Origin of the sequence: Streptomyces sp. NPDC012835, assembly GCF_042900885.1 — a bacterium.
GTDB lineage: Bacteria > Actinomycetota > Actinomycetes > Streptomycetales > Streptomycetaceae > Streptomyces.
Genome location: NZ_JBIBBW010000002.1, coordinates 193,126 through 216,407, shown reverse-complemented (window position 1 = coordinate 216,407; position 23,282 = coordinate 193,126). Strand labels below are relative to the sequence as shown.

Below are 23,282 nucleotides of genomic sequence, written 5' to 3'. Positions count from 1 at the left end.
GCGCTGGGGGCCGTGGACCGTGGGCCGTCACGCGGGGAGGGGGGGACGGGACGAGCGGGGGAGGGCGGGGGCCCGACTCGGCGGGAGCCCGACTCGGCGGGGGCCGGGCTCGGCGGGGGCCCGACTCAGCGGGGGCCGGGCACCCGAAACGTCGTCGTACCCCGGGAGAGGACACCGACACACCCCGTGGCCCCGACACGCGTGCGCTCTGAGCGCAAACAACCCTCATGCGCAGGGCGCGCCCCATCGTGCAGCATGAACCCATGTCCGTACTGACGCGCGACGAAGCGCAGACCCGAGCCCTGTTCCTCGATGTCCACCGCTACACCATCGACCTCGACCTCACCACCGGCGAGGACACCTTCGACTCCCACGCCCTCATCCGCTTCACCGCACGCACCGCCGGGGACACCTTCGTCGAGCTGAAGCCCGCCACCCTGCGCTCCGTCACCCTCGACGGACAGCCGCTCGACCCCGCCGGACTCGACGGGAACCGGCTCGCGCTGCGCGGTCTCACCGCCGGTGAACACGAGCTGCGCGTCGACGCCGCCATGCGCTACTCCCGTACCGGCGAGGGCATGCACCGGTTCACCGACCCCACCGACGGCGAAACGTACGTATACACCCAGCTGTTCATGGAGGACGTCCAGCGGGTCTTCGCCGCGTTCGACCAACCGGACCTCAAATCCGTCTTCGAACTCACCGTCACCGCACCCGCCGACTGGACCGTCCTCGGCAACGGCATCGCCGAACGCACCGACAGCGACAGCGGTGGCGACACCGACAGCGGTAGCGGCTCCGGCTCCGGTGAGAGCGGCACCGGCAGCGCACCGGCCGACGCGCACCGATGGACCATCGCCCCCACCCCACCCATCTCCACCTACCTCGTCGCCGTCGCCGCCGGCCCCTGGCACTCCCTCCACACCGAACACGCCGGGCTGCCCTTCGGCATCCACTGCCGCCGCTCCCTCGCCCCCCACCTCGACGCCGACGCCGACGAACTCTTCGACATCACCCGCGCCTGCTACGACCGCTACCACGAGAAATTCGACGAGCCCTACCCCTTCGACTCCTACGACCAGGCGTTCGTCCCCGAATTCAACGCCGGCGCCATGGAGAACCCCGGCCTCGTCACCTTCCGCGACGAATTCGTCTACCGCTCAGCCGTCACCGACACCGAACGCCAGACCCGCGCCGTCGTCATCGCCCACGAGATGGCCCACATGTGGTTCGGCGACCTCGTCACCCTCACCTGGTGGGACGACATCTGGCTCAACGAGTCCTTCGCCGAATACATGGGCTACCAGACCCTCACCGAAGCCACCCGCTTCACCGACACCTGGGTCGACTTCGGCATCGGACGCAAAAGCTGGGGATACGACGCCGACCAGCGCCCCTCCACCCACCCCGTCGCCCCCGACCCCGAGGCCGTACCCGACACCGCCGCCGCCATGCTCAACTTCGACGGCATCTCCTACGCCAAGGGCGCCTCCGCCCTACGACAACTCGTCGCCTGGCTCGGCGAAAAAGACTTCCTCGCCGGAATCAACATCCACTTCGCCCGGCACAAATTCGCCAACGCCACCCTCGCCGACTTCATCGACTCCCTCGCCCACGCCACCGACCGCGACGTCCGCGCCTGGGCCGCACAATGGCTCCGCACCACCGGAGTCGACACCCTCACCCCGCACATCACCGCCACCGACACCCAGTGGACCCTGGACATCGCACACGACGGCAGCCGCCCCCACCAACTCACCCTCGGCAGCTACGACCTCGACCTCGCGGACCCCACCCGGCTCATCGCCCGCGACCCCATCGACCTCGACCTGCCCGGCACCGGCACCCACCCGGCCACCACCCACCCCGGCCCCCGCCCGGCCCTCGCCCTCCTCAACGACGGCGACCTCACCTACGCCAAGGTCCGCCTCGACACCGCCTCGTGGGACACCGCGCTCCGCGCACTCTCCGGCATCCCCGACCCCCTCACCCGCGCCGTCATCTGGAACGCCGCCCGCGACATGGTCCGCGACGGCGAACTCGCCCCCACCGCCTACCTCGACGCCGCCCGCGCCCACCTGCCCCACGAAACCGACCTCGCCCTCGTCCAAGGCGTCCTCGCCTTCGCCGCCGGCCAGATCACCGACCGCTACCTGACCCCCCAGGACCGGCCCACCGCCCTCGCCACCCTCACCGACCTCACCCACGAACTGCTCCGCCGCACCGAGGACGGCGACCACCCCGGACTGCGCCTCACCGCCGTCCGCCACTTCATCGACGCCGCCACCCAGCCCGACACCCTCCAGGAATGGCTCGACTCCGGCAGCGTCACCGGCGGCCCCGAACTCGACCCCGAACTACGCTGGCGCGCCCTCACCCGACTCGCCGTCCTCGGCGCCATCACCCCCACCACCATCGACACCGAACTCGACCACGACCCCAGCGCCACCGGCCAGGAAGGCGCGGCCCGCTGCCACGCCGCCCTCCCCGACCCGGACTCCAAGGCCGCCGCATGGGCCCGCCTCTTCGACAACGACAACCTCTCCAACTACCTCTTCGCCGCCACCGCCCAAGGCTTCTGGCAGCCCGAGCAGACCGACCTCATCAAGGAATACGTCCCCCGCTTCTACCCCGACGCCACCGCCCTCGCCGCCCGCCGCGGCCCCGCCATCGCCGAAGCCGCCGGACGCTACGCCTTCCCCGTCCACGCCATCGACGAGGCATCCCTCCACCTCGGCCGAACATACCTGGACAGCACGGACATGATCCCGGCACTCCGCCGCAAGCTCGTCGACCAACTGGACGACCTGCGGCGGGCACTGCGGGTGCGCGGCTGATCCACCTGCGTCGAACGGGAGAAGCTACGCCAGGTGAGGGAGGAAGAAGCAGCGAAGAGACGACGACACACAGACGGCATACAGCGGGACGCCCAGCGGCACCCACCGCCGGCCCTCCCCGGAATCCGACCGTGACAGGCGCCGCCCCACAGGGGTCCGGCCGTCCGGGACCCGACACCCCGGCACCGGACCCCGCCGCGCCGCCGCCCACCCAGGGGAAACGCGACCACGCCCGGCAACGCCCGCCCGGACCGCTGGACCGGTTCGAACGCCTCCACACGCTGACAGCCGAACCCAACGGCCCCATCGGCATACTGCGACCGAACCACCGGACGGTCAGGCGTGCACACGACGACCCGGACACCGCACGGACCCTCGCCCGTACACCCCGGCCACCGGACCCGACCACGAACGGAACCGGCGCCCGACAGCCGTCAACGCCCTACGCCGCCCTCCCCATTACCCGCCTCGGGTCCGGCTCGTTGTGCTCATCGGCATCACCGCCGACCCCGGCCCCCGGGCGCCCGACTCGCGGAAGGCAGCACCCACCGATGACCGCGCACCCCACCGAACCGGACCAGCCCCTCGACCTGGTGGGCATCGGCATCGGCCCCTTCAACCTCTCCCTCGCCGCCCTCGCCGACGGCATCCACCGCCCCGAAGGCCCCCTCAACACCACCTTCTACGACCAGAACCCCGCCTTCCACTGGCACCCCGGCCTCCTCCTCGACGGGGCCACCCTCCAAGTACCCTTCCTCGCCGACCTCGTGACCCTCGCCGACCCCGCCAGCCCCTGGTCATTCCTCAGCTACCTCAAAACCCGCGACCGCCTCTTCCCCTTCTACTTCTCCGAGCGCTTCCACATCCAGCGAGCCGAATACGACGCCTACTGCCGCTGGGTCAGCGAACAACTCCCCACACTCCACTTCGGCCACCAAGTCGACGCCATCCGCTGGAACGCCGAACGCGACCTCTTCGAAGTCGACTTCACCCAAATCGCCCCCGACGGCGACGCCGAAGCCCTCGGCCGCACCTACACCCGCAACGTAGTCCTCGGCATCGGCACCGAGCCCTACATCCCCGACCCGCTCAAACCCCTCACCGAAGCCACCGGCGTCCCCGTCATCCACGCCGCCGACTACCTCCAGCACCGCACCCGCATCCTCGACGCCCGACACATCACCGTCATCGGATCAGGACAGTCCGGCGCCGAAATCTTCCTCGACCTGCTCCGCGCCCGCCCCGCCGGCGCCGAAAAGATCCACTGGCTCGCCCGCACCGAAGCCTTCGCCCCCATGGAGTACTCCAAGCTCGGCCTCGAACAATTCACCCCCGACTACACCCGCTACTTCCACGCCCTGCCCGAACACGCACGCGACGACCTCATCCCCCGCCAATGGCAACTCCACAAAGGCATCGGACCCGAAACCATCACCGCCATCCACGACGAGCTGTACCGGCGCACCCTCCACGGCGGCTGGCCCGACGCCGTCCTCACCCCCGGCGTCACCGTCCGCACCGCCGGCCGCGTCGCCACCACCCAAATCGAGATCCACCTCGAACACACCCGGCAGGCCACCCGCTCCCGCCTCACCACCGACGCCGTCATCCTCGCCACCGGCTACCGCGAACGCACCCTCGACCGCATCCTCGCCGGACTCGACCCCTACATGCGCCGCGACAGCTCCACCCGCCCCCGCATCGACCAGCACTACCGGCTCCTGCTCGACCCCACCGTCACCGGCTCCCTCTACATCCAGAACGGCGAACGCCACACCCACGGCGTCGGCGCACCCGACCTCGGACTCGCCGCCTGGCGCAGCGCCAGCATCCTCAACCACCTCACCGGCACCGAGCCCTACCCCCTGCCCCGACGCACCGCCTTCACCAGCTTCGGACTCGACGGACGAGACCGGACCGCCCCCGTACCCACCACCAGAGACGGCCTGGTCCCCCTCACCGAAGTCCGCTGACCCCCGCCACCAAGCCCACCGGACCCGACACCGGACCCGACACCGGAACCGTCACACCATCAGAACACCGGCGAACCGTCCCGCGTCAGCTTCCAATCCACCGAAGCGAACACCGACGGCTCAATCGTCCCCGCCGCCTGCACCCACCCGATGATCGTGTTACGAATCTCATCCGAATTCGCCCACAACTGCTGCGCCGCCGCGATCCCCGGGAAATTCCCGCCACCACTCGCCCGGTAATTGTTCACCGCCAGCACAAACTTCGCCGCCGGATCCAACGCCTTCCCCTCGAACCGAAGATCCACGATCCGCGAACCCACCGCCTTCGCGATATCGATCTCATACGTCAGACCCGACACCACGTCATAGTTGTAATCCGGCGTACCATCCGCATTCGTCAGCTTCGCCGTATCCACCGCACCACCCGCAGCCGTCTGCACGTAATACTTCGCCGAATACTCCAGATACTCCTTGATCTGCGCCCCGGTCACCAACCGCGCCTCAAGCGTGTTCTCGAACGGATACAGCCCCGCCGCATCCTTGATCGTCACATCGCCCGCCGGAATCCCCGCCGTACGCGAGAAACACGACGCCTGCGACAACACCGGCAGTGCCGCCCACTCACCACCCGCAAGAGCCGCCTTCACCGTCTCCGTCTGCACATGATTGATCAGATCAATGATCGGCTCGTCCTTCCACGGCGCGTCGACCGTGGTCATCGCCACCGTCGACGTACCGATCACCTGATTCACATACGCCACCACCTTGCGATGCTCATCGCTCAGCAGCCCGGTGATCTTCTTGTCCTCCGCCACCGTGTTGGAATTCAACACCTTCGACGACACCTTCTCGACCGACCAGCGCCCCCGCTCCCACACCAGATCGAAGTCGAACAGCGTCAGCCGCTGCCCCCACTTCAACGGCTCGGACAACACCACGTCCTTACCGGTCTTCTTGTTGACCACCCGGCGCTCCGGGATCTCCACATGCGCGTGCCCGACCAGAATCGCGTCGATACCCGGCACCCGCTCGGCCACCAACGACGCCGCGTTCTCCATATGCGGAAGCTGATCACCGTACGAAGACGAGCCGTCCGAACCCGAATGCGCCGAAACAATCACCACATCGGCACCCATGGAACGCAGCTTCGGCACCCACTTCGCCGCCTGCTCCTCCAACCCCGGGAACGTCATCTTCCCCTGGACGTTCACCTTGTCCCAGATCGCGATACCCGGGTTCGTCAGCCCCAGAACCGCGACCTTCACCTCACGCCCGAACGGCGTCCGCACCTTCTTGATCACATACGGGGCGAAGGCCGGCTTCAACGTCTTCGCATCGAGCGCGTTGGCCCCCAGCAGCGGAAAGCGACACTGCTCCTCGAACTTCCGCAGCAACGGAATGCCGTAATTGAACTCGTGGTTCCCCAGCGCCGCAGCGTCGTAACCGATCGCGTTCATCGCCTGCGCCATCGGATGCACCGGGCCACGCTTGGCCGTGATCGGGTCGATCTTCGCGTAGTAGTACGAGAGCTGCGTGCCCTGGATCGTGTCACCCGCGTCGATCAGCAGAGTGTTCTGCCGGCCCTTCTCCTTGCGGATCCTGTCGACCAACGTGGAGATCTTCGCGAGACCGACATCGTTGTGCGCCGCGTCGTCGAACTCCTTGTCCGTGAAGTAGTCCCAGTTGAAGACGTTGCCATGCAGATCCGTCGTCCCCATCACGGTGAACGAGTACCGCTTCTGCGGACGCCCATGGCCAGGCCCGGACCCATGACCACCACCGGTGGCCTCGGCAGGCGTGACCGTTCCCGCCAGCGCCACCCCGGCACCGGCGGCAGCCGAACTGCCCAGGAACGTCCTTCGATTCAGCGGCATCTTCTTCTCCCTTTGACCCATCACGATCATCGCGCGATCGATCCATCGCACAACGCGCGTAGATTCTGGCTCAAACACACCTCCCCGCAACACCCCCGCAGGGTTTCGATCAGATGACTGCCGAGGGACACCCGCCACTGTCGTACCCAGGTGCGACAGTGTCCGTACAGAGCGTTCACCCCCACCGAACACAGCGCCCACCCGGCACCCGACCCACAGAGGAACAACCACCCATGACCACCACCCCCCACAGCCACGACCCCGCCGCCGCACCCGCCCCGCCCTACGGCACCCCCGAAGCCCCCCGCGTCGCCGTCCGAGGCGAAGCACGACTCGAAGTGGACCCCGAACTCGCCCGCATCTCCGTCACCGTCGGCGCACGCGGCACCGACCGCCGCACCGCCCTCGACGACCTCACCCGGCGCAACACCCAGATCATCACCCTCATCAAAAGCTACGGAGACGCCATCGAAAAACTCGAAACCGGATCCTTCTCCATCAGCCCCGAACTCACCAAACACGGCCGCGGCGAACGCATCCGCGCCTACCACGGCCAAGTCCACCTCACCGTCGAACTCACCGACTTCACCACCCTCGGCGAACTCACCACCCGCCTCGCCGACCACGAACTCACCCGCGTCGACGGCCCCTGGTGGTCCCTGCGCCCCGACTCCCCGGCCCACGCCACCGCCAGGCGCCAAGCCGTACGGGACGCCGTCCAGCGCGCCCGCGAATACGCCGAGGCACTCGACGCCCGACTCGCCGCCCTCGTCGAGCTGGCCGACCTCGACGCCGAGAACACCGGCGGATACGGCATACCACCCGCCCCCGGCGCCCTGCGCAGCCGCGCCGCATACGCCGCCGCGGAACCGACGGACGCACCCCCACTCGACCTCGAACCACAGCGCCAGCGAGTCCACGCCCAGGTCAATGCGCGATTCACCATGACGCCACCAGAACTGAACGGCTGAATGCTCAAAAGAGCGACCCCACGCACTATTCGACCTTTGTCAATAACCCTTCACGCAAAGGACGTTGAGTAGTCAGACGGCGCCAATCGGCTACCCGCCGGTAAGCCCTAGGGTCGAAATATGCGCCGAGCAAAGATCGTCTGCACCCTGGGACCAGCCACCGACTCGTACGACCAGATCAAAGCACTGGTCCAAGCCGGAATGGACGTAGCCCGCCTCAACCTCAGCCACGGCACCTACGCCGAACACGAGGAGCGCTACCACCGCGTACGCGAAGCCGCGGAAGAAACCGGCCGCAGCGTAGGAATCCTCGCCGACCTCCAAGGCCCGAAAATCCGCCTCGGCCGCTTCCACGAAGGCCCCGTACTCCTCGAACGCGGCGACGAATTCACCATCACCGTCGAACCCCACCCCGGCGACCGCCACACCTGCGGCACCACCTACGAAGGACTCGCCACCGACGTCAACACCGGCGAACGCATCCTCGTCGACGACGGAAAAGTCACCCTCGAAGTCACCTCCGTCGACGGCCCCCGCATCCACACCCTCGTCATCGAAGGAGGCATGGTCTCCGACCACAAAGGACTCAACCTCCCCGGCGTCGCCGTCTCCGTCCCCGCCCTCTCCGACAAAGACATCCAAGACCTCCGCTGGGCCCTGCGCACCGGCGCCGACGTCATCGCCCTCTCCTTCGTACGCACCGGCTCCGACATCAACGACGTCCACCGCGTCATGGACGAAGAACAACGCCGACTCCCCGTCATCGCCAAAATCGAAAAACCCCAAGCCGTCCAGAACATCGACGACATCGTCGCCGCCTTCGACGGCATCATGGTCGCCCGCGGCGACCTCGGCGTCGAAATGCCCCTCGAACAAGTCCCCCTCGTCCAGAAACGCGCCATCAAACTCGCCAGGCGCAACGCGAAACCGGTCATCGTCGCCACCCAAATGCTCGACTCCATGATCGAAAACTCCCGCCCCACCCGCGCCGAAGCCTCCGACGTCGCCAACGCCGTCATCGACGGCACCGACGCCGTCATGCTCTCCGGCGAAACCAGCGTCGGCAAATACCCCACCACCACCGTCAAAACCATGAGCCGCATCGTCGAAGCCGCCGAAGAAGACATCCTCGCCAAGGGCCTCCGCCCACTCACCGAACGCAGCAAACCCCGCACCCAAGGCGGCGCCGTGGCCCGCGCCGCAGCCGAAATGGGCGACTTCCTCAACGCGAAATACCTCGTCGCCTTCACCCAGTCCGGCGACACCGTCAAACGCCTCTCCCGCTACCGCTCACCCATCCCCCTCCTCGCCTTCACCCCCGACCCCGCCACCCGCGCCCAACTCACCCTCACCTGGGGCGTCGAAGCCCTCCTCGGCCCCCACGTCGACTCCACCGACGCCATGGTCGACCAGGTCGACGACCAACTCCTCAAAATCGGCCGCTGCGCCAAGGGCGACATCGTCGTCATCACGGCCGGCTCCCCGCCGGGTGTCGCGGGCTCCACGAATCTGGTCCGGGTGCACCACATCGGCGAGGACGACAGCCCGAAGTAGTGGCTGCCCGAGGCGCCGGGTCAGTACTTCGGGCCGATGTGGGCGTCCATCAGGGCGACGGACGCGCGGCGGGCGACGGAGATGTTGTACGGCTTGCCCGCGCGGGTGCAGTGCCGCCATTCGACTCCGAGCTTGTCGAGCGTGTCGGTGTACAGCTGCCGGATGTCGTCCGAAACGTTGGTGAACCAGTAGCGCGGATACTCGTACCGCTTCTTCTCGCCGCCCACGATCCGGGTGGTCCAGTTGGTGGTCCGGCATCCGTCGGAGTGGATCAGGCCGCGCACCAGCTCCCACGGATGTGTGCGCACGATCTCCTGCTGCCAGGCATCGAGGGCGATGAGGCGATGGTGTTTCATGCCCGGCCCGTGTTGCGGGAAGAGGCAGGGCCAGTGCCGACCGTAGCTGGTCACCATGACGCACCCCTGCTTCCGGAGGACGTACACGCTGTCCTCGGGACGGACGGCCGCCATGCTGGTGCGGCACCTCTCGATGAGCCCCGGCCAGGCGTCGGCGCATGCGATCCGCAGGTAATGGCCGCCATGCGGGTGCGCGCTGATGCATCCGTCTCCGAGATAGAGGCCAAGGAGGTAGGCGTACGAGACAGAGTCCGTGGGCGCGGCCGGGCTGTGCAGGCACCTCGGGCAGGGGCGAGCCTGCCCGAGCATGCGCGGCTGGGGTTCCAGACGGGTCTGCCATGAGCGGAGCGTCGCCCGCGATACGCCAGTCTGCTGGCTCACGGAGTTGAGACTCCGCCCCTGCGAGACGAGAGCGATGGCGCGTTTACGCGTGTCCAGGTCGTACATGAGCGCGAGCCTGGCCGGAGGTTCGGGCGCTTGGGCCGGAACGGATATCTGTTCACCGAGGCGAGTGAAGATCACCAACGGTTGCCGAAGCTTGGAATCAAAGGGAAAGTGCCCTGGGTGGGATTCGAACCCACGCTGTCGGTGGTTTGAGCACCGTGTCTCTTCCGCTGGACTACCAGGGCTGGCCTTGGCTTCAAAGGTAAGCGGAGACCCGCTGTGTCTCAAACATACAGGAGCTAGGTAGTCTCAGGTAGCAGCACCCTGCCTGGAACGAGGAGCCCCCGTGACCGCCCCCGAGTCGCCCCAGCCCGTAGACGATGACGACAAGTCGCACGTCCCGCCGCTGACGACGCGAGTCGTCATCGCCGAGGACGAGGCGCTGATCCGCCTCGACCTCAAAGAGATGCTTGAGGAAGAGGGCTACTCGGTCGTCGGTGAGGCCGGTGACGGCGAGCGGGCCGTGGAGCTGGCGCGGGAGCACCGGCCCGACCTGGTGATCCTCGATGTGAAGATGCCGGTGCTGGACGGGATCTCCGCCGCCGAGAAGATCGCGGAGGAGTCCATCGCGCCGGTGCTCATGCTGACCGCGTTCTCGCAGCGTGATCTGGTGGAGCGGGCACGGGACGCCGGGGCGATGGCGTATCTGGTGAAGCCGTTCAGCAAGAGCGACGTGGTGCCCGCCATCGAGATGGCGGTGTCGCGGTTCGCGGAGCTGCGGACGCTGGAGCGGGAGGTCGCGGATCTGTCGCAGCGGCTGGAGACGCGGAAGCTGGTGGACCGGGCGAAGTCGGTGCTTCAGACGCAGTACGGGCTGACGGAGCCGGCGGCGTTCCGGTGGATTCAGAAGACGTCGATGGACCGCAGGATGTCGATGCAGCAGGTGGCCGAGGCGGTCATCGAGGACGCGGCGGAGAAGAAAAGGGGGCAGGGGCAGTAGCCCTTCCCCGACTGTCCGGCTCGGGTCGGACGATGTGGAGAGGCCCGGTGCGCCGTGGGTACGGTGCACCGGGCCTCTTCGTGTGCGGCGGCGGGTGTCAGTCCTCGCCGAGGTACGCCTTGCGTACGGATTCGTCGTGGAGCAGGTCCTCGCCGCTGCCGGAGAGGACGATCTTGCCGATTTCCATGACGTGGCCCTGGTCGGCGAGGGACAGGGCGGCCTGGGCGTTCTGTTCGACGAGGAGGATCGTCGTGCCGTCGGCCTTGAGTTCCACGATGGTCTGCATGATCTTCTGCATCATGATCGGGGAGAGTCCCATGGAGGGCTCGTCGAGCATGAGCAGTTTGGGCTGGGACATGAGGGCGCGGCCCATGGCGAGCATCTGCTGTTCGCCGCCGGAGAGGGTGCCGGCTGCTTGCTTTCGTCGTTCGCCGAGGATCGGGAACAGTTCGTAGGCGCGCTGGATGTCCTTTTCGATGCCGGCTTTGTCGGTCCGCAGGAATGCTCCGAGCTGGAGGTTCTCGGTGATCGTGAGGCGGGGGAAGATGTGCCGGCCTTCGGGGGAGTGGGCCAGGCCGAGTGCCACGATCTTGTGGGCGGGGACGGAGCCTAGGGGTTGTCCGTCGAAGGTGATGCGGCCGGCGGCGGGCTTGAGGAGTCCGGAGAGGGTGCGCAGGGTGGTGGTCTTGCCGGCGCCGTTGGTGCCGATGAGGGTGACGATCTGGCCGGCTTCGACGCTGAAGGAGATGCCTTTGACGGCCTCGATCTTGCCGTAGGCGACCTTGAGGTCCTCGACCTCCAGGAGTGCGGTCACTTCGCGTCCCCTTCCGTGCCTGTGGTGCTGGTGGTGCTGGTGGTGCCGGTGGTGTGGTCGGTCGGGGTGTCGGCGGCCTGGGCCGCTTCGGCCGCGATGACCTCCGCCGCTTCTTCGGCGCCGGGGGCGCCGTCGAAGGGGGTGCCGAGGTAGGCGGCGACGACGCGTTCGTCGCTCTGGACGACGGTCGGGCTGCCTTCGACGAGTACTTCGCCCTGGACGAGGCAGGTGACGCGGTCGCACAGGTTGAAGATGAATCGCATGTCGTGCTCGATGACGAGGACGGCGATGCCCTGGTCCCGGATGGCGAAGATCAGTTCTTCGGCGGCCCGGGTCTCCTGGGGGTTCATTCCGGCGGTGGGTTCGTCCAGGAGGAGCAGGCCGGGTTCGCTGGCGAGGGCGCGGGCGATTTCGAGCTTGCGTTGTTCGCCGTAGGGGAGGTTGCGGGCGAGGTGATCGCGTTTGTGGGCGAGGCCGGTGAACTCGAGGAGTTCCATGGCGCGTTCTTCTGATTGGCGTTCGGCGCGTTTGAAGCCGGGGGTGCGCAGGAGTGCGGACCAGAGTCCTTCGTTGGTGCGGGTGTGGCGGCCGACGAGGACGTTTTCCAGGACGGTCATGTTGGCGAAGAGGCGGATGTTCTGGAAGGTGCGGGCGATCCCGGCCTGGGTGACGAGGTGGGATTTGTGGGGCAGTACGTTTCCTTTGTAGGAGACGGTGCCTTCGGTGGGTATGTAGAGGCCGGTGAGGCAGTTGAAGAAGGTGGTTTTGCCGGCGCCGTTGGGGCCGATGAGGCCGACGATCTCGCCGCTGTTGACGGTGAGTTCGACGTCGCGTACGGCGGTGAGTCCGCCGAAGCGCATGGTGACGCCGGAGGCGTGGAGCACGGGTGTGCCGGTGGCCGTGGCTGTGGTGGTGTCGGTGGTCATGTGGTTCACACCCCCGCCTTGCTGAGGCCGATATCGCCCTTTGGCGTGTCGAGTTGGTCGGTCTCGTGGAATTCGAGCTGCTTCCTGCGGTCGGCGATGAGGCCCTCGGGGCGGAATCGCATGAGCAGGACGAGGGCGATGCCGAAGAGGAGCAGCTGGTAGTCGGACATGAATTGGAGTTTGGCCGGGATGAGGTAGAGCAGTGAGGCGCCGATGAGGGGGCCGCTGACGGTGCCCATGCCGCCGAGGATGACGGCGGCGAGGAGGAAGGCGGAGTTGGGGGGTACGGCTTCGACGAATTTGAACTGGGTGGGGGTGACGGTGGTGGTGACGTGGGCCTGTACGGTGCCGGCCATGCCGGCGAGGGTGGCGCCGAGGGCGAAGGCGAGGAGTTTGAGTCGGAAGGCGTTGATGCCCATGGCGCGGGCGGCTGTTTCGTCTTCGCGGATGGCGACCCAGGCGCGGCCGATGCGGGATTGGTCGGAGCGGCGGAAGACGGTCACGACGATGATCGTGAAGAACAGCATGAGCAGGTAGTAGTTGGAGAACTTGCCGAGTTCGAAGCCGAGGACGGTGTGGGTTTCCCCGAGGTTGAAGCCGAGGATTTCGAGGTCGGGGATGTTGGGGATGCCGTTGGGGCCGTTGGTGACGTTGGGGCCCGAGGTGCCGTCCATGTTCTGCATGGCGATGCGGAAGATTTCGCCGAAGCCGAGGGTGACGATGGCGAGGTAGTCGCCGTGCAGGCGGAGGGTGGGTGCGCCGATGACGATGCCGAAGACGAGTGAGGCGGCGGCGCCGGCGAGTACGGCTCCCCAGAAGGGGAGTTGGATGCCGATGGTGGAGGAGGTGGAGCCGGAGACGAGGGCGGCGGTGTAGGCGCCGACGCCGAGGAAGGCGACGTATCCGAGGTCGAGGAGTCCGGCGAGGCCGACGACGACGTTGAGGCCGAGTGCGACGGTGGCGAAGATGAGGATGTTCGCGCCGATGGTGGCGTAGGCGTCGTTGGTCTGGGTGAAGGGGAAGGCGAAGGCGGCGACGAAGGCCGCGGTCACGGTGACGTTTTTGTGGGTGGCGGTGTAGCCGGCGAGGCGGCGGTTGAGGCCGGCTCGGGAGATGGCGGTGGCGCCGAAGCAGACCATCAGCATGAAGCCGATGAAGAGTTCGGCGTATTCGGTGTCGATGCCGTAGGTGAAGACGAAGAGTCCGAGGCCGAAGGAGATCGCGATGATCAGGATTTCGGCCCAGGAGGGGAGTGGTGCGGCTTGTCCGGGCGTGGGGGCCTTGAAGGACTGGGTGAATCGTTTCCAGGGTGTGGGTGTGTCGGTGTCGGGGGGGACGTCGTTGGGGAGTCCGAGGGCGGCGATGAGGGTGAGGAGTGCGGTGATGGCGGCGATCCAGCCGCCGGGTTCGAGGTTGGCGAGTCCGCCGAGGTTCACCGCGATGGCGATGATGGCGTACCAGGTGGTGGCGAAGGTGCCGAGGGCGAGGAGGAGTATCGCGCTGCTCTTGCCGCCGGGGGTGAGCCAGCCGAGGCCGCGGATGCCGTAGGCGGAGAGGGTGAAGAGGAGGGTGAGGAGGGCGCCGGTGAGGGTGAGGACCTGGAGGCCGCCGGGGTAGCCGTTGACGGTGAGGTCGCCGGGGAATTCGGAGGTCCAGGTCCAGGCGAGGAAGGTGCTCGCGAGGGTGAGGAGGGCGCCGGTGGCGGTGGCGGCGCGGGCGGTGGCGGGGGGCAGGGGGATGATCGCCGGGGTGTGTCGCGGGGTGGTCGGGGTGGTGGTCTGGGTGTCTGTGGTGGTCATGGGTGTCACGCCCTGTCCGCTACTCGTTGGCCGAGTAGGCCTTGGGGCCTCAGTAGCAGTACGAGGATGAGGAGGACGAAGGCCCATACGTCCTTCCAGGCTCCGCCGCCCAGTTGGGACATGCCGGGGATGTTCTCGATGTAGGCGGTGGCCATGGCTTCGGCGAGGCCGAGGACGAGGCCGCCGATCATGGCGCCGTAGATGTTGCCGATGCCGCCGAGGACGGCGGCGGTGAAGGCTTTGAGTCCGGCGATGAAGCCCATGCGGAAGTCGATGTTGCCGTAGCGCAGGCCGTGGGCGACGGCGGCGATGGCGGCGAAGGCGGCTCCGATGGCGAAGGCGGTGACGATGATGCGGTCGGTGTTGATGCCCATGAGTTTGGCGGTGTCGGGGTCCTGCGAGGTGGCTTGCATGGCGCGGCCGGTGCGGGTCTTCGAGACGAAGAAGCCGAGGGCGATCATGCAGATGGGGGCCGCGATGAGCAGGAAGAGGTCGCCGCGTCCGATGGCGAAGGCGCCGAGGTCGATGCGGCCGCCTTCGAATTCGGGGAAGGGGCGGGCTTTCTTGGCGTCCGGGTAGAAGGCCCAGATGGCTTGCTGGAGTGCGATGGAGAGGCCGATCGCGGTGATGAGGGGGGCGAGTCGGGGGGCTCCGCGCAGGGGGCGGTAGGCGAAGCGTTCCGCTGCCATGGCGACCAGTACGGAGCATGCCATGGCCATGAGGATCATGACGGGCAGTGCGATGAGGAGGCTGGTGCCGGTCGGCAGGATGAGGAATGCGGTCAGCGCGCCGAAGCCGCCGATCATGAATATCTCGCCGTGGGCGAAGTTGATGAGCTGGACTATGCCATAGACCATCGTGTAACCGATTGCGATGAGTCCGTACAGCGCGCCGAGTAGCAGGCCGTTGGCAAGTTGCTGCGGCAGATCGTTCACCGCGGGGCCTCCGAGTGGGTGTCGTCAGATACGGCCGCGGGGGGGGCGCTGTGGCGCCCCCCGCGCGGTCTGGGTGTACTGGGTGTACGGGTGTGGGCCGGGTGCCCGGTCAGCCCTCGAACTGGCCTACCTCGACGGCGACGTGCTTGCCGTTCTTGACTTCGTAGAGGGAGAGCTGCTTGTTGGTGGTGTCGCCGAATTCGTCGAAGCCGACCTGTCCGGAGACGCCGTCGAAGGTGACGTCCTGCATGGCCGCGGTGATCTGCTCGCGGGCGTCCTTGCTGTCGGGGAGCTTGCCGTCGTTCTTTTCGACGACTGCCTTGACGGCCTGGATGATGGCCCAGGTGGAGTCGTAGGAGTAGCCGCCGTAGGCCTCGTAGGCGTCCTTGTAGCCGGCGGTCTCGTAGTCGGCTATGAACTTCTTGGCGGTGTCGAGGGTTTCGAGCGGGGCGCCGACGGAGCTGGCGAGGTCGCCTTCGGCGTTCTTCTTGGCGAGGTTGACGTATTCGGCGCTGAAGAGCGCGTCGCCGCCGACGGTGGGGATCTTGGCGCCGGCGTTCTTGATCTGGCTGGCGAGGGGGGCGCCGGCGGGGTATTCGCCGCCGTAGTAGACGAAGTCGGCCTTGGCCTTGGCGACCTTGCTGGCGACGGCCGAGAAGTCCTTGTCGTCGGGGTTGATGTGGTCGGTGCCGACGACGGTTCCGCCGAGTTTCTTGAACTCGCCGGCGAAGGTGGCGGCGAGGCCGGCTCCGTAGGTCTTCTTGTCGTCGATGACGTAGACCTTTTTGAGCTTCTTCTTGTTGTACATGTACTGCGCGGCGAAGGGGCCCTGGACGGCGTCGGTGGTCGCGGTGCGGAAGTAGGTCTTGAAGCCGCGTACCTTCTTGCCGGTCTGCCAGTCCTGGCCCTGGGTGAGGGCGGGGTTGGTGTTGGCGGGCGAGACCTGGACGAGTTTGGCGGTGTCGAAGACCTTCTGCATGGACTGGCCGACGTCGGAGTTCAGGGGGCCGACGACGCCCATGACCTTGGTGTCGCCGACGAGCTTGGTGGCGTTCTGCTGGCCGGTGGCGGCCTGGGCGACGTCGTCGAGGGCTTCGAGTTTGAAGGTGACCCCGGGGACCTCTTTGTTCTTGTTGGCGTTCTTGACGGCGAGGTCGGCGGAGTTCTTGATGCCCTGGCCGAGCGCGGAGAGGTCGCCGGAGAGCGGCGCGTCGAGGCCGATGACGACGGTGGTCGTGTCGCCGCCGCCGCTGCCGCCTTCGTCACTGTCGCCGCGGGATCCGCAGGCGGACAGTGTGAGGGCCCCTGCGGTGACCGCAGTGGTGATGATGAACAAGGAACGGTGACGCACGATCAGTCCTCCCCTGGCACGCGGCGTCCCCTGCTGGGACGCCGGGTCGAGCGCTGGAACCGAACTGAAGGTAATCCGGTGGCGCGGTGACTGGCCGTGACTCTAAGCGCAGGTGGGGGAGGTGTGGAGCGGTGCGAGCAGGATGTGACTGTCTTGTTATGCCAAGGCCAACGCTGGTCGACTTCGCCGGGCGGGATGCGGCTTTTGGTTGGCTTCCGGAGTGACCGCATGGTGAGAACGTGCAGTTCCGCTAAGGGACTTGAAGGTTTTTGCTACTGACGTGGTCAATCGGGCGCGGGGGAGCCCTGAAGCGGGCAGCGTGGGTGTGGTTGTGGGGGGCGCGTCCGATTTTCGTTCACGTCGATGTTACACAGAGTGACATCGGGCGTGATGTGCACCGTGTGGTGTGGGGCCGGGTATTCGCACCTTCTGCCCGGCTCATGGGGCACGGTAGGCGGTGTTCCCGGCGCGTACAAGGGGGCGTGCGGGTGGGCGCTTCCGGGCATGCGAACGGGCCCGGCGCCGGGTGTGCGCCGGACCCGTGGGTGTGCTTACGCGCCGGTGGCGGGGGCCGCTTCCGGGGCTTCGCCGGGGGTGGGGGCGTCGCGCAGCAGGCAGGTGAGGCGGGCGGTGCAGATCCGCTTGTCCTGTTCGTCGGTGATGACGATTTCGTAGGTCGCAGTGGAGCGTCCCCGGTGGACGGGGGTGGCGACGCCGGTGACGGAGCCGCTGCGGGCGCCGCGGTGGTGGGTGCAGTTGAGGTCGACTCCGACGGCGAGTCTGGTCGTGCCGCCGTGGAGCATGGCGCCCACGGAGCCGAGGGTTTCGGCGAGGACGGCGGACGCGCCGCCGTGGAGCAGTCCGTACGGCTGGGTGTTGCCCTCGACGGGCATGGTGCCGACGACGCGTTCGGGGGAGGCTTCGACGATGCGTACTCCCATGCGCGTGCCGAGGTGGCCGGCGGAGAACAGCGCTTCCAGGTCGACGCCGAGTGCGGCGTATTCGTCGATGATCTCCTGCGGGAACTTCACAGTGGACTGTTCACCCATGGCCCGGCTCCGATTGTGTGGTCGCGTGCGTGCAGTGTGCACCGTCCTGCTTATCAGATGGCTGAGCGCACGCTTAGGGGAACGTTGTGCTCGCGTCCTCTTCCCCCGGGCCGGTCATGGTCCGGTCGGTGCCGTATCCGGGGCGTCCGTGGTGTCCGTGGTGTCGGCCGGGCCTTCGGTGGCGCGTTCGCCCGGTTCGAAGCGGACGACGACGGACTTGCTGGCCGGTGTGTTGCTGGTGTCGGCCGTGGCGTCGAGCGGGACGAGCACATTGGTCTCGGGGTAGTAGGCGGCGGCGCAGCCGAGCGCGGTGGGGTAGTGGACGACGCGGAAGCCGGGGGCGCGGCGTTCGACGCCGTCCTTCCATTCGCTGACGAGGTCGGTGTAGGTGCCGTCGGCGAGGCCGAGTCGGGCGGCGTCGGCGGCGTTGACGAGCACGATGCGGCGGCCGTCCTTGATGCCTCGGTATCGGTCGTCGAGGCCGTAGATCGTGGTGTTGTACTGGTCGTGCGAGCGCAGGGTCTGGAGGAGCAGGCGGCCGGGCGGCAGGGTGGGGAACTCGACGGGTGCGGCGGTGAAGTTGGCCTTGCCGGTGGCGGTGGGGAAGCGGCGTTCGTCGCGGGGGGCGTGCGGGAGGGCGAATCCGCCGGGGCGGGCGACGCGGGCGTTGAAGTCCTCGAAGCCGGGGATGACGCGGGCGATGCGGTCGCGGATGTGGGTGTAGTCCTTCTCGAAGTCCTCCCAGGGGGTGCGGGAGGCGGGGCCGAGGGTGGCGCGGGCGAGCCGGGCGACGATGGCGGGTTCGGAGAGGAGGTGGGGGCTCGCGGGTGGGAGGTTGCCCCGGGAGGTGTGCACCATGCCCATGGAGTCCTCGACGGTCACGACCTGCCGGCCGGCGGCCTGGATGTCCTTGTCGGTGCGGCCGAGGGTGGGCAGGATCAGGGCGCGGGTGCCGGTGACGGCGTGCGAGCGGTTGAGTTTGGTGGAGACGTGCACGGTGAGGCGGGCGCGGCGCATGGCGGCTTCGGTGACGGTCGTGTCGGGGGTGGCGGCGACGAAGTTGCCGCCCATGGCGAAGAAGACCTTGGCCTTGCCGTCGCGGAGGGCTTCGATGGACCGTACGACGTCGTAGCCGTGGTGGCGGGGCGAGGTGATGCCGAATTCTTTGTCGAGGGCGTCGAGGAAGGCGGGGGCGGGGCGTTCGAAGATGCCCATGGTGCGGTCGCCCTGCACGTTGGAGTGTCCGCGTACGGGGCAGACTCCGGCGCCGGGGCGGCCGATGTTGCCGCGCAGCAGGAGGAAGTTGACGACTTCGCGGATGGTCGGCACGGAGTGTTTGTGCTGGGTGAGGCCCATGGCCCAGCAGACGATGGTGCGCCGGGAGGCGAGGACCAGGGCGAGGGCCTGTTCGATGTGGTCGCGTTCGAGGCCGGTGGCGGTGAGGGTCTCGTCCCAGTCGGCGGCTCGGGCGGCGGCGGTGAAGTCTTCGTAGCCGTGGGTGTGTTCGCGTACGAAGGTGTCGTCGACGGCGCCGGGGGTCTCCAGGATCAGTTTGTTGAGCAGGCGGAAGAGGGCCTGGTCGCCGCCGATGCGGATCTGGAGGAAGAGGTCGGTGAGGGCGGCGCCGCGGATCATGCCCTGGGGGGTCTGGGGGTTCTTGAAGCGTTCCAGTCCGGCTTCGGGCAGGGGGTTGACCGAGATGATTTTCGCGCCGGCCGCTTTGGCTTTCTCCAGTGCGGAGAGCATGCGGGGGTGGTTGGTGCCGGGGTTCTGTCCGGCGACGATGATCAGGTCGGCCTGGTGGAGGTCTTCGAGGGAGACGCTGCCTTTGCCGATGCCGATGGTCTCGGAGAGTGCCGAGCCGGATGATTCGTGGCACATGTTGGAGCAGTCGGGCAGGTTGTTCGTGCCGTATTCGCGGGCGAACAGCTGGAGGAGGAAGGCGGCTTCGTTGCTGGTGCGGCCCGAGGTGTAGAAGAGGGCTTCGTCGGGGGAGTCGAGCGCGGTCAGTTCCTCGGCGATGATCGCGAAGGCGCGTTCCCAGCTCACGGGGGTGTAGTGGTCGGCGCCGCCTTCGGTGTCCCGGTCCAGCAGCATGGGCTGGGTGATCCGGCCTTGCTGGCCGAGCCAGTAGCCGCTGCGGTCGGCGAGTTCGGAGACGGGGTGGGCGGCGAAGAATTCGGGGGTGACCCGGCGCAGGGTGGCTTCCTCGGCGACGGCCTTGGCGCCGTTCTCGCAGAATTCCGCGGTGTGGCGGTGGTCGCCTTCGGGCCACGCGCAGCCGGGGCAGTCGAATCCGTTTTTCTGGTTGACCTTGAGCAGGGTGCGCGCGGTGCGTCGTACGCCCATCTGTTCCTGGGCGATCTTGAGGGTGTGCGCGATGGCGGGGAGTCCCGCGGCGGCGTGTTGGGGGGCTGTGACCCGGGGTGCGTCCTGGACCGGATCTCCTGCGGGCGGCTTGGTGGCCATCGCGCTCTCCTTCGGGCCTGTGCTGATTCGCGTACGTTCCGCACTCGTGTACGTACCCGATCCTGTCACGCGTCACCTGTGGGGGGCGGGGCGAGTGGGAATGTCGGGTGGGAGTGAGGCCGGTCTCCGTGGCCGGTCTCCATGGTCGGCCGGTGGCCGGGCGGGGTTCCGGTGGGGGGAGGCGGTGGGCGGCGCGGTCGGTCGGTCGGGATTGTCAGTGGGGCGTGGCAGGATCGGGTACGTGGCTGAGACAGCATCGAAGAAGACCGCAGACAACCGTCCTCGCCTGCTCCTCATGGACGGGCACTCCTTGGCGTACCGCGCGTTCTTCGCGCTGCCCGCGGAGAATTTCACGACCGCGACGGGGCAGCCGACGAACGCCATCTACGGCTTCGCGTCGATGCTGGCGAACACGTTGCGTGACGAGTCGCCCACGCATTTCGCGGTGGCGTTCGACGTGTCCCGCAAGACGTGGCGTTCGGAGGAGTTCCCGGAGTACAAGGCGAATCGTTCGAAGACGCCCGACGAGTTCAAGGGGCAGGTCGAGCTGATCGGTGAGCTGCTGGACGCGATGCGCGCGGACCGGTTCGCGATCGAGGGGTTCGAGGCGGACGATGTGATCGCCACGCTGGCCACTCAGGCGGAGGCCGCCGGGTTCGAGGTGCTGATCGTCACGGGCGACCGGGACTCGTTCCAGTTGATCAGCGAGCACACGACGGTGCTGTATCCGACGAAGGGTGTCTCGGAGCTGACGCGCTTCACTCCGGAGAAGGTCCAGGAGAAGTACGGGCTGACGCCCGCGCAGTATCCGGACTTCGCGGCCCTGCGCGGTGACCCGTCGGACAATCTGCCGGGCATTCCGGGGGTCGGGGAGAAGACGGCGGCGAAGTGGATCAATCAGTTCGGTTCCTTCGACGAGCTGGTGGCCCGCGCCGACGAGGTGAAGGGCAAGGCCGGGCAGAACTTCCGTGACCATCTGGAATCGGTCAGGCTCAACCGGCGGCTCACGGAGATGGTGCGCGATGTCGCGCTGCCCAAGGCGCCGGAGGATCTGGAGCGCGCGCCCTACGACCGCGCGGCGGTGACCGGGGTGCTGGAGGTGCTGGAGATCCGCAACCCGAGTCTGCGCGAGCGGCTGCTCGCGGTGGATCCGGGGGCGGTGGCGGAGGAGGCTCCGGCGCCCGCCGCCGGCATCGAGCTGGACGGCGTGGTCCTGGGGTCGGGGGAGCTGGCGCCGTGGCTGGCCGAGCACGGCGCGCAGCCGCTCGGGGTGGCCACGCTCGACACCTGGGCGCTCGGCGCGGGCAGTGTCGCCGAGGTCGCGCTCGCGGCGGCCGGCGGCGCCGCGGCCTGGTTCGACACCACGCAGCTGGACGAGGCCGACGAGCAGGCGTTCGCGGGGTGGCTCGCCGACCCGGAGCGCCCGAAGGTCATGCACAACGCGAAGGGCGCGATGCGGGTCGCTCCGGAGCACGGCTGGCGGATCGGCGGGGTGACGATGGACACCGCGCTGGCCGCCTATCTGGTGAAGCCGGGGCGGCGTTCGTTCGCGCTGGACGCCCTGGCGATCGAGTATCTCGGCCGTGAGCTGGCGCCGGCCCCGTCCGCCGACGGGCAGCTGGCGTTCGGCGGCGACGAGCAGGCCGAGGCCGACGCGCTGATGACCGAGGCCCGCGCGATCCTCGACCTGGGGGAGGCGTTCACCGAGCGGCTGGGCGAGGTCGGCGCCTCGGAGCTGCTCCACGAGGTGGAGTTGCCGACCTCCGCGCTGCTGGCCCGGCTGGAGCGCCATGGCATCGCCGCCGACCGGGCCCATCTGGAGGCCATGGAGGGGCAGTTCGCGGGCGCGGTGCAGCAGGCCGTGAAGGAGGCGCACGCGGCCGTCGGTCACGAGTTCAACCTCGGTTCGCCCAAGCAGCTCCAGGAAGTCCTCTTCGGTGAGCTGGGGCTGCCCAGGACGAAGAAGACGAAGACGGGTTATACGACGGACGCGGACGCGCTGGCCTGGCTCGCGGCCAGGACCGAGCACGAACTGCCGGTCATCATGTTGCGCCACCGTGAGCAGGCGAAGCTGCGGGTCACCGTCGAGGGCCTGATCAAGTCGATCGCCGCGGACGGCCGTATCCACACGACGTTCAACCAGACGGTGGCGGCGACGGGCCGGCTCTCCTCCACGGATCCGAACCTCCAGAACATCCCGGTGCGGACCGACGAGGGCCGGGCGATCCGCCGCGGCTTCGTCGTCGGCGAGGGCTACGAGTCGCTGATGACGGCGGACTACAGTCAGATCGAGCTGCGGGTGATGGCTCATCTCTCGGAGGACGCGGGGCTGATCGAGGCGTTCACCTCGGGCGAGGACCTGCACACCACGGTGGCCTCGCAGGTGTTCGGGGTGGAGAAGTCCGCCGTCGACCCCGAGATGCGTCGCAAGATCAAGGCGATGTCGTACGGACTGGCCTACGGGCTCTCGGCGTTCGGTCTCTCCCAGCAGCTGAACATCGAGGCGGGCGAGGCGCGCGCGCTGATGGACACCTTCTTCGAGCGGTTCGGCGGGGTGCGGGACTACCTCCAGCGCGCGGTGGTGGAGGCCAGGGCCACGGGCTACACGGAGACGATGCTCGGGCGCCGCCGGTATCTGCCCGATCTCAACAGCGACAACCGTCAGCGGCGTGAGATGGCGGAGCGCATGGCGCTCAACGCGCCGATCCAGGGCACCGCCGCGGACATCGTCAAGGTCGCCATGCTCAAGGTGGACCGGGCGATGACGGAGGCGGGGCTGACCTCCCGGATGCTTCTCCAGGTCCATGACGAAATCGTGCTGGAGATCGCGCCCGGCGAGCGGGAGCGCGTGGAGGAGCTGCTGCGCCGGGAGATGTCGAGCGCGGTCGAGCTGCGGGCGCCGCTGGATGTCTCGGTGGGGGTCGGCGCGGACTGGGAGTCGGCGGCGCACTGACCGGAAAAAGCCTTGCGGGAAGCCCCGGTGCGCCGGG

The 23,282-nt window shown here is 67.9% G+C and carries 15 protein-coding genes and 1 tRNA gene; 6 read left to right on the top strand and 10 right to left on the bottom strand.

What is annotated here, in order from left to right:
* Positions 1-263: 263 nt before the first annotated feature.
* Together pepN and ACFY6S_RS08435 are read left to right on the top strand one after the other, a co-directional pair.
* A complete protein-coding gene (gene pepN / locus ACFY6S_RS08440; protein ID WP_388820395.1) occupies positions 264-2,837 on the top strand; it encodes an aminopeptidase N in 2,574 nt (857 codons plus the stop codon).
* A gap of 551 nt (positions 2,838-3,388) precedes the next feature.
* Complete coding sequence (locus ACFY6S_RS08435) at positions 3,389-4,810, top strand: lysine N(6)-hydroxylase/L-ornithine N(5)-oxygenase family protein (RefSeq protein WP_388820393.1); 1,422 nt, start codon at positions 3,389-3,391, stop codon at positions 4,808-4,810.
* A gap of 59 nt (positions 4,811-4,869) precedes the next feature.
* On the opposite strand, the gene ACFY6S_RS08430 is transcribed toward ACFY6S_RS08435, so the two are convergent.
* Positions 4,870-6,684: a bifunctional metallophosphatase/5'-nucleotidase gene (locus ACFY6S_RS08430; protein ID WP_388821537.1), complete on the bottom strand. Its 1,815-nt coding sequence runs from the start codon at positions 6,682-6,684 to the stop codon at positions 4,870-4,872.
* A 233-nt stretch (positions 6,685-6,917) separates the two neighbouring features.
* Here ACFY6S_RS08430 and ACFY6S_RS08425 point away from each other — a divergent pair, with 233 nt between their 5' ends.
* Both ACFY6S_RS08425 and pyk read left to right on the top strand, forming a co-directional pair.
* Positions 6,918-7,655 (top strand): SIMPL domain-containing protein, encoded by a 738-nt coding sequence (locus ACFY6S_RS08425; protein WP_388820390.1) that lies wholly within the window; start codon positions 6,918-6,920, stop codon positions 7,653-7,655.
* A gap of 120 nt (positions 7,656-7,775) precedes the next feature.
* Positions 7,776-9,209, top strand: coding sequence for a pyruvate kinase (gene pyk / locus ACFY6S_RS08420; RefSeq protein ID WP_388820387.1), 1,434 nt, complete (start codon positions 7,776-7,778; stop codon positions 9,207-9,209).
* A gap of 20 nt (positions 9,210-9,229) precedes the next feature.
* Here pyk and ACFY6S_RS08415 read toward each other — a convergent pair whose 3' ends face one another.
* Both ACFY6S_RS08415 and ACFY6S_RS08410 read right to left on the bottom strand, forming a co-directional pair.
* The gene (locus ACFY6S_RS08415) at positions 9,230-10,012 is read right to left on the bottom strand and encodes a transcriptional regulator (protein ID WP_388820384.1); all 783 of its coding nucleotides are present in this window, start codon (positions 10,010-10,012) and stop codon (positions 9,230-9,232) included.
* 109 nt (positions 10,013-10,121) lie between these two features.
* A tRNA-Leu gene (locus tag ACFY6S_RS08410) sits at positions 10,122-10,194 on the bottom strand.
* 101 nt (positions 10,195-10,295) lie between these two features.
* Here ACFY6S_RS08410 and ACFY6S_RS08405 point away from each other — a divergent pair.
* Positions 10,296-10,949 carry an ANTAR domain-containing response regulator gene (locus ACFY6S_RS08405; RefSeq protein WP_388820381.1) on the top strand — a complete coding sequence of 218 codons (654 nt, stop codon included), beginning with the start codon at positions 10,296-10,298 and terminating at the stop codon, positions 10,947-10,949.
* Positions 10,950-11,046: 97 nt separating this feature from the next.
* Here ACFY6S_RS08405 and ACFY6S_RS08400 read toward each other — a convergent pair whose 3' ends face one another.
* From ACFY6S_RS08400 to ACFY6S_RS08370, 7 genes are all read right to left on the bottom strand, one after another.
* A complete protein-coding gene (locus tag ACFY6S_RS08400) occupies positions 11,047-11,763 on the bottom strand; it encodes an ABC transporter ATP-binding protein (protein ID WP_388820378.1) in 717 nt (238 codons plus the stop codon).
* A complete protein-coding gene (locus ACFY6S_RS08395; protein WP_388820375.1) occupies positions 11,760-12,689 on the bottom strand; it encodes an ABC transporter ATP-binding protein in 930 nt (309 codons plus the stop codon). Before ACFY6S_RS08395 ends, ACFY6S_RS08400 begins: the two co-directional genes overlap by 4 nt.
* 5 nt (positions 12,690-12,694) lie before the next feature.
* Complete coding sequence (locus ACFY6S_RS08390) at positions 12,695-14,488, bottom strand: branched-chain amino acid ABC transporter permease (protein ID WP_388820371.1); 1,794 nt, start codon at positions 14,486-14,488, stop codon at positions 12,695-12,697.
* 5 nt (positions 14,489-14,493) lie between these two features.
* Positions 14,494-15,423, bottom strand: a complete 930-nt coding sequence (locus ACFY6S_RS08385; protein WP_388820368.1) for a branched-chain amino acid ABC transporter permease — start codon at positions 15,421-15,423, stop codon at positions 14,494-14,496.
* 109 nt (positions 15,424-15,532) lie between these two features.
* Positions 15,533-16,774 carry a branched-chain amino acid ABC transporter substrate-binding protein gene (locus ACFY6S_RS08380; RefSeq protein WP_388820365.1) on the bottom strand — a complete coding sequence of 414 codons (1,242 nt, stop codon included), beginning with the start codon at positions 16,772-16,774 and terminating at the stop codon, positions 15,533-15,535.
* 551 nt (positions 16,775-17,325) lie between these two features.
* Positions 17,326-17,823, bottom strand: coding sequence for a PaaI family thioesterase (locus tag ACFY6S_RS08375; RefSeq protein WP_388820362.1), 498 nt, complete (start codon positions 17,821-17,823; stop codon positions 17,326-17,328).
* Between the two features lie 114 nt (positions 17,824-17,937).
* Positions 17,938-20,292, bottom strand: coding sequence for an FdhF/YdeP family oxidoreductase (locus ACFY6S_RS08370; RefSeq protein WP_388820359.1), 2,355 nt, complete (start codon positions 20,290-20,292; stop codon positions 17,938-17,940).
* A 241-nt stretch (positions 20,293-20,533) separates the two neighbouring features.
* On the opposite strand from ACFY6S_RS08370, the gene polA reads away from it, so the two are divergent.
* Entirely contained in the window at positions 20,534-23,245 is a 2,712-nt protein-coding gene (polA, locus tag ACFY6S_RS08365; protein WP_388820356.1) for a DNA polymerase I, read from the top strand.
* Positions 23,246-23,282 lie beyond the last annotated feature (37 nt).

Bases quoted from the DNA above. Each gene is read 5' to 3' on its own strand.
- ACFY6S_RS08435 (WP_388820393.1), top strand. From the start codon at position 3,389: ATGACCGCGCACCCCACCGAACCGGACCAGCCCCTCGACCTGGTGGGC.
- ACFY6S_RS08370 (WP_388820359.1), bottom strand. From the start codon at position 20,292: ATGGCCACCAAGCCGCCCGCAGGAGATCCGGTCCAGGACGCACCCCGG.
- ACFY6S_RS08415 (WP_388820384.1), bottom strand. From the start codon at position 10,012: ATGTACGACCTGGACACGCGTAAACGCGCCATCGCTCTCGTCTCGCAG.
- ACFY6S_RS08390 (WP_388820371.1), bottom strand. From the start codon at position 14,488: ATGACCACCACAGACACCCAGACCACCACCCCGACCACCCCGCGACAC.
- ACFY6S_RS08375 (WP_388820362.1), bottom strand. From the start codon at position 17,823: ATGGGTGAACAGTCCACTGTGAAGTTCCCGCAGGAGATCATCGACGAA.
- pepN (WP_388820395.1), top strand. From the start codon at position 264: ATGTCCGTACTGACGCGCGACGAAGCGCAGACCCGAGCCCTGTTCCTC.
- ACFY6S_RS08395 (WP_388820375.1), bottom strand. From the start codon at position 12,689: ATGACCACCGACACCACCACAGCCACGGCCACCGGCACACCCGTGCTC.
- ACFY6S_RS08430 (WP_388821537.1), bottom strand. From the start codon at position 6,684: ATGCCGCTGAATCGAAGGACGTTCCTGGGCAGTTCGGCTGCCGCCGGT.
- pyk (WP_388820387.1), top strand. From the start codon at position 7,776: ATGCGCCGAGCAAAGATCGTCTGCACCCTGGGACCAGCCACCGACTCG.
- ACFY6S_RS08425 (WP_388820390.1), top strand. From the start codon at position 6,918: ATGACCACCACCCCCCACAGCCACGACCCCGCCGCCGCACCCGCCCCG.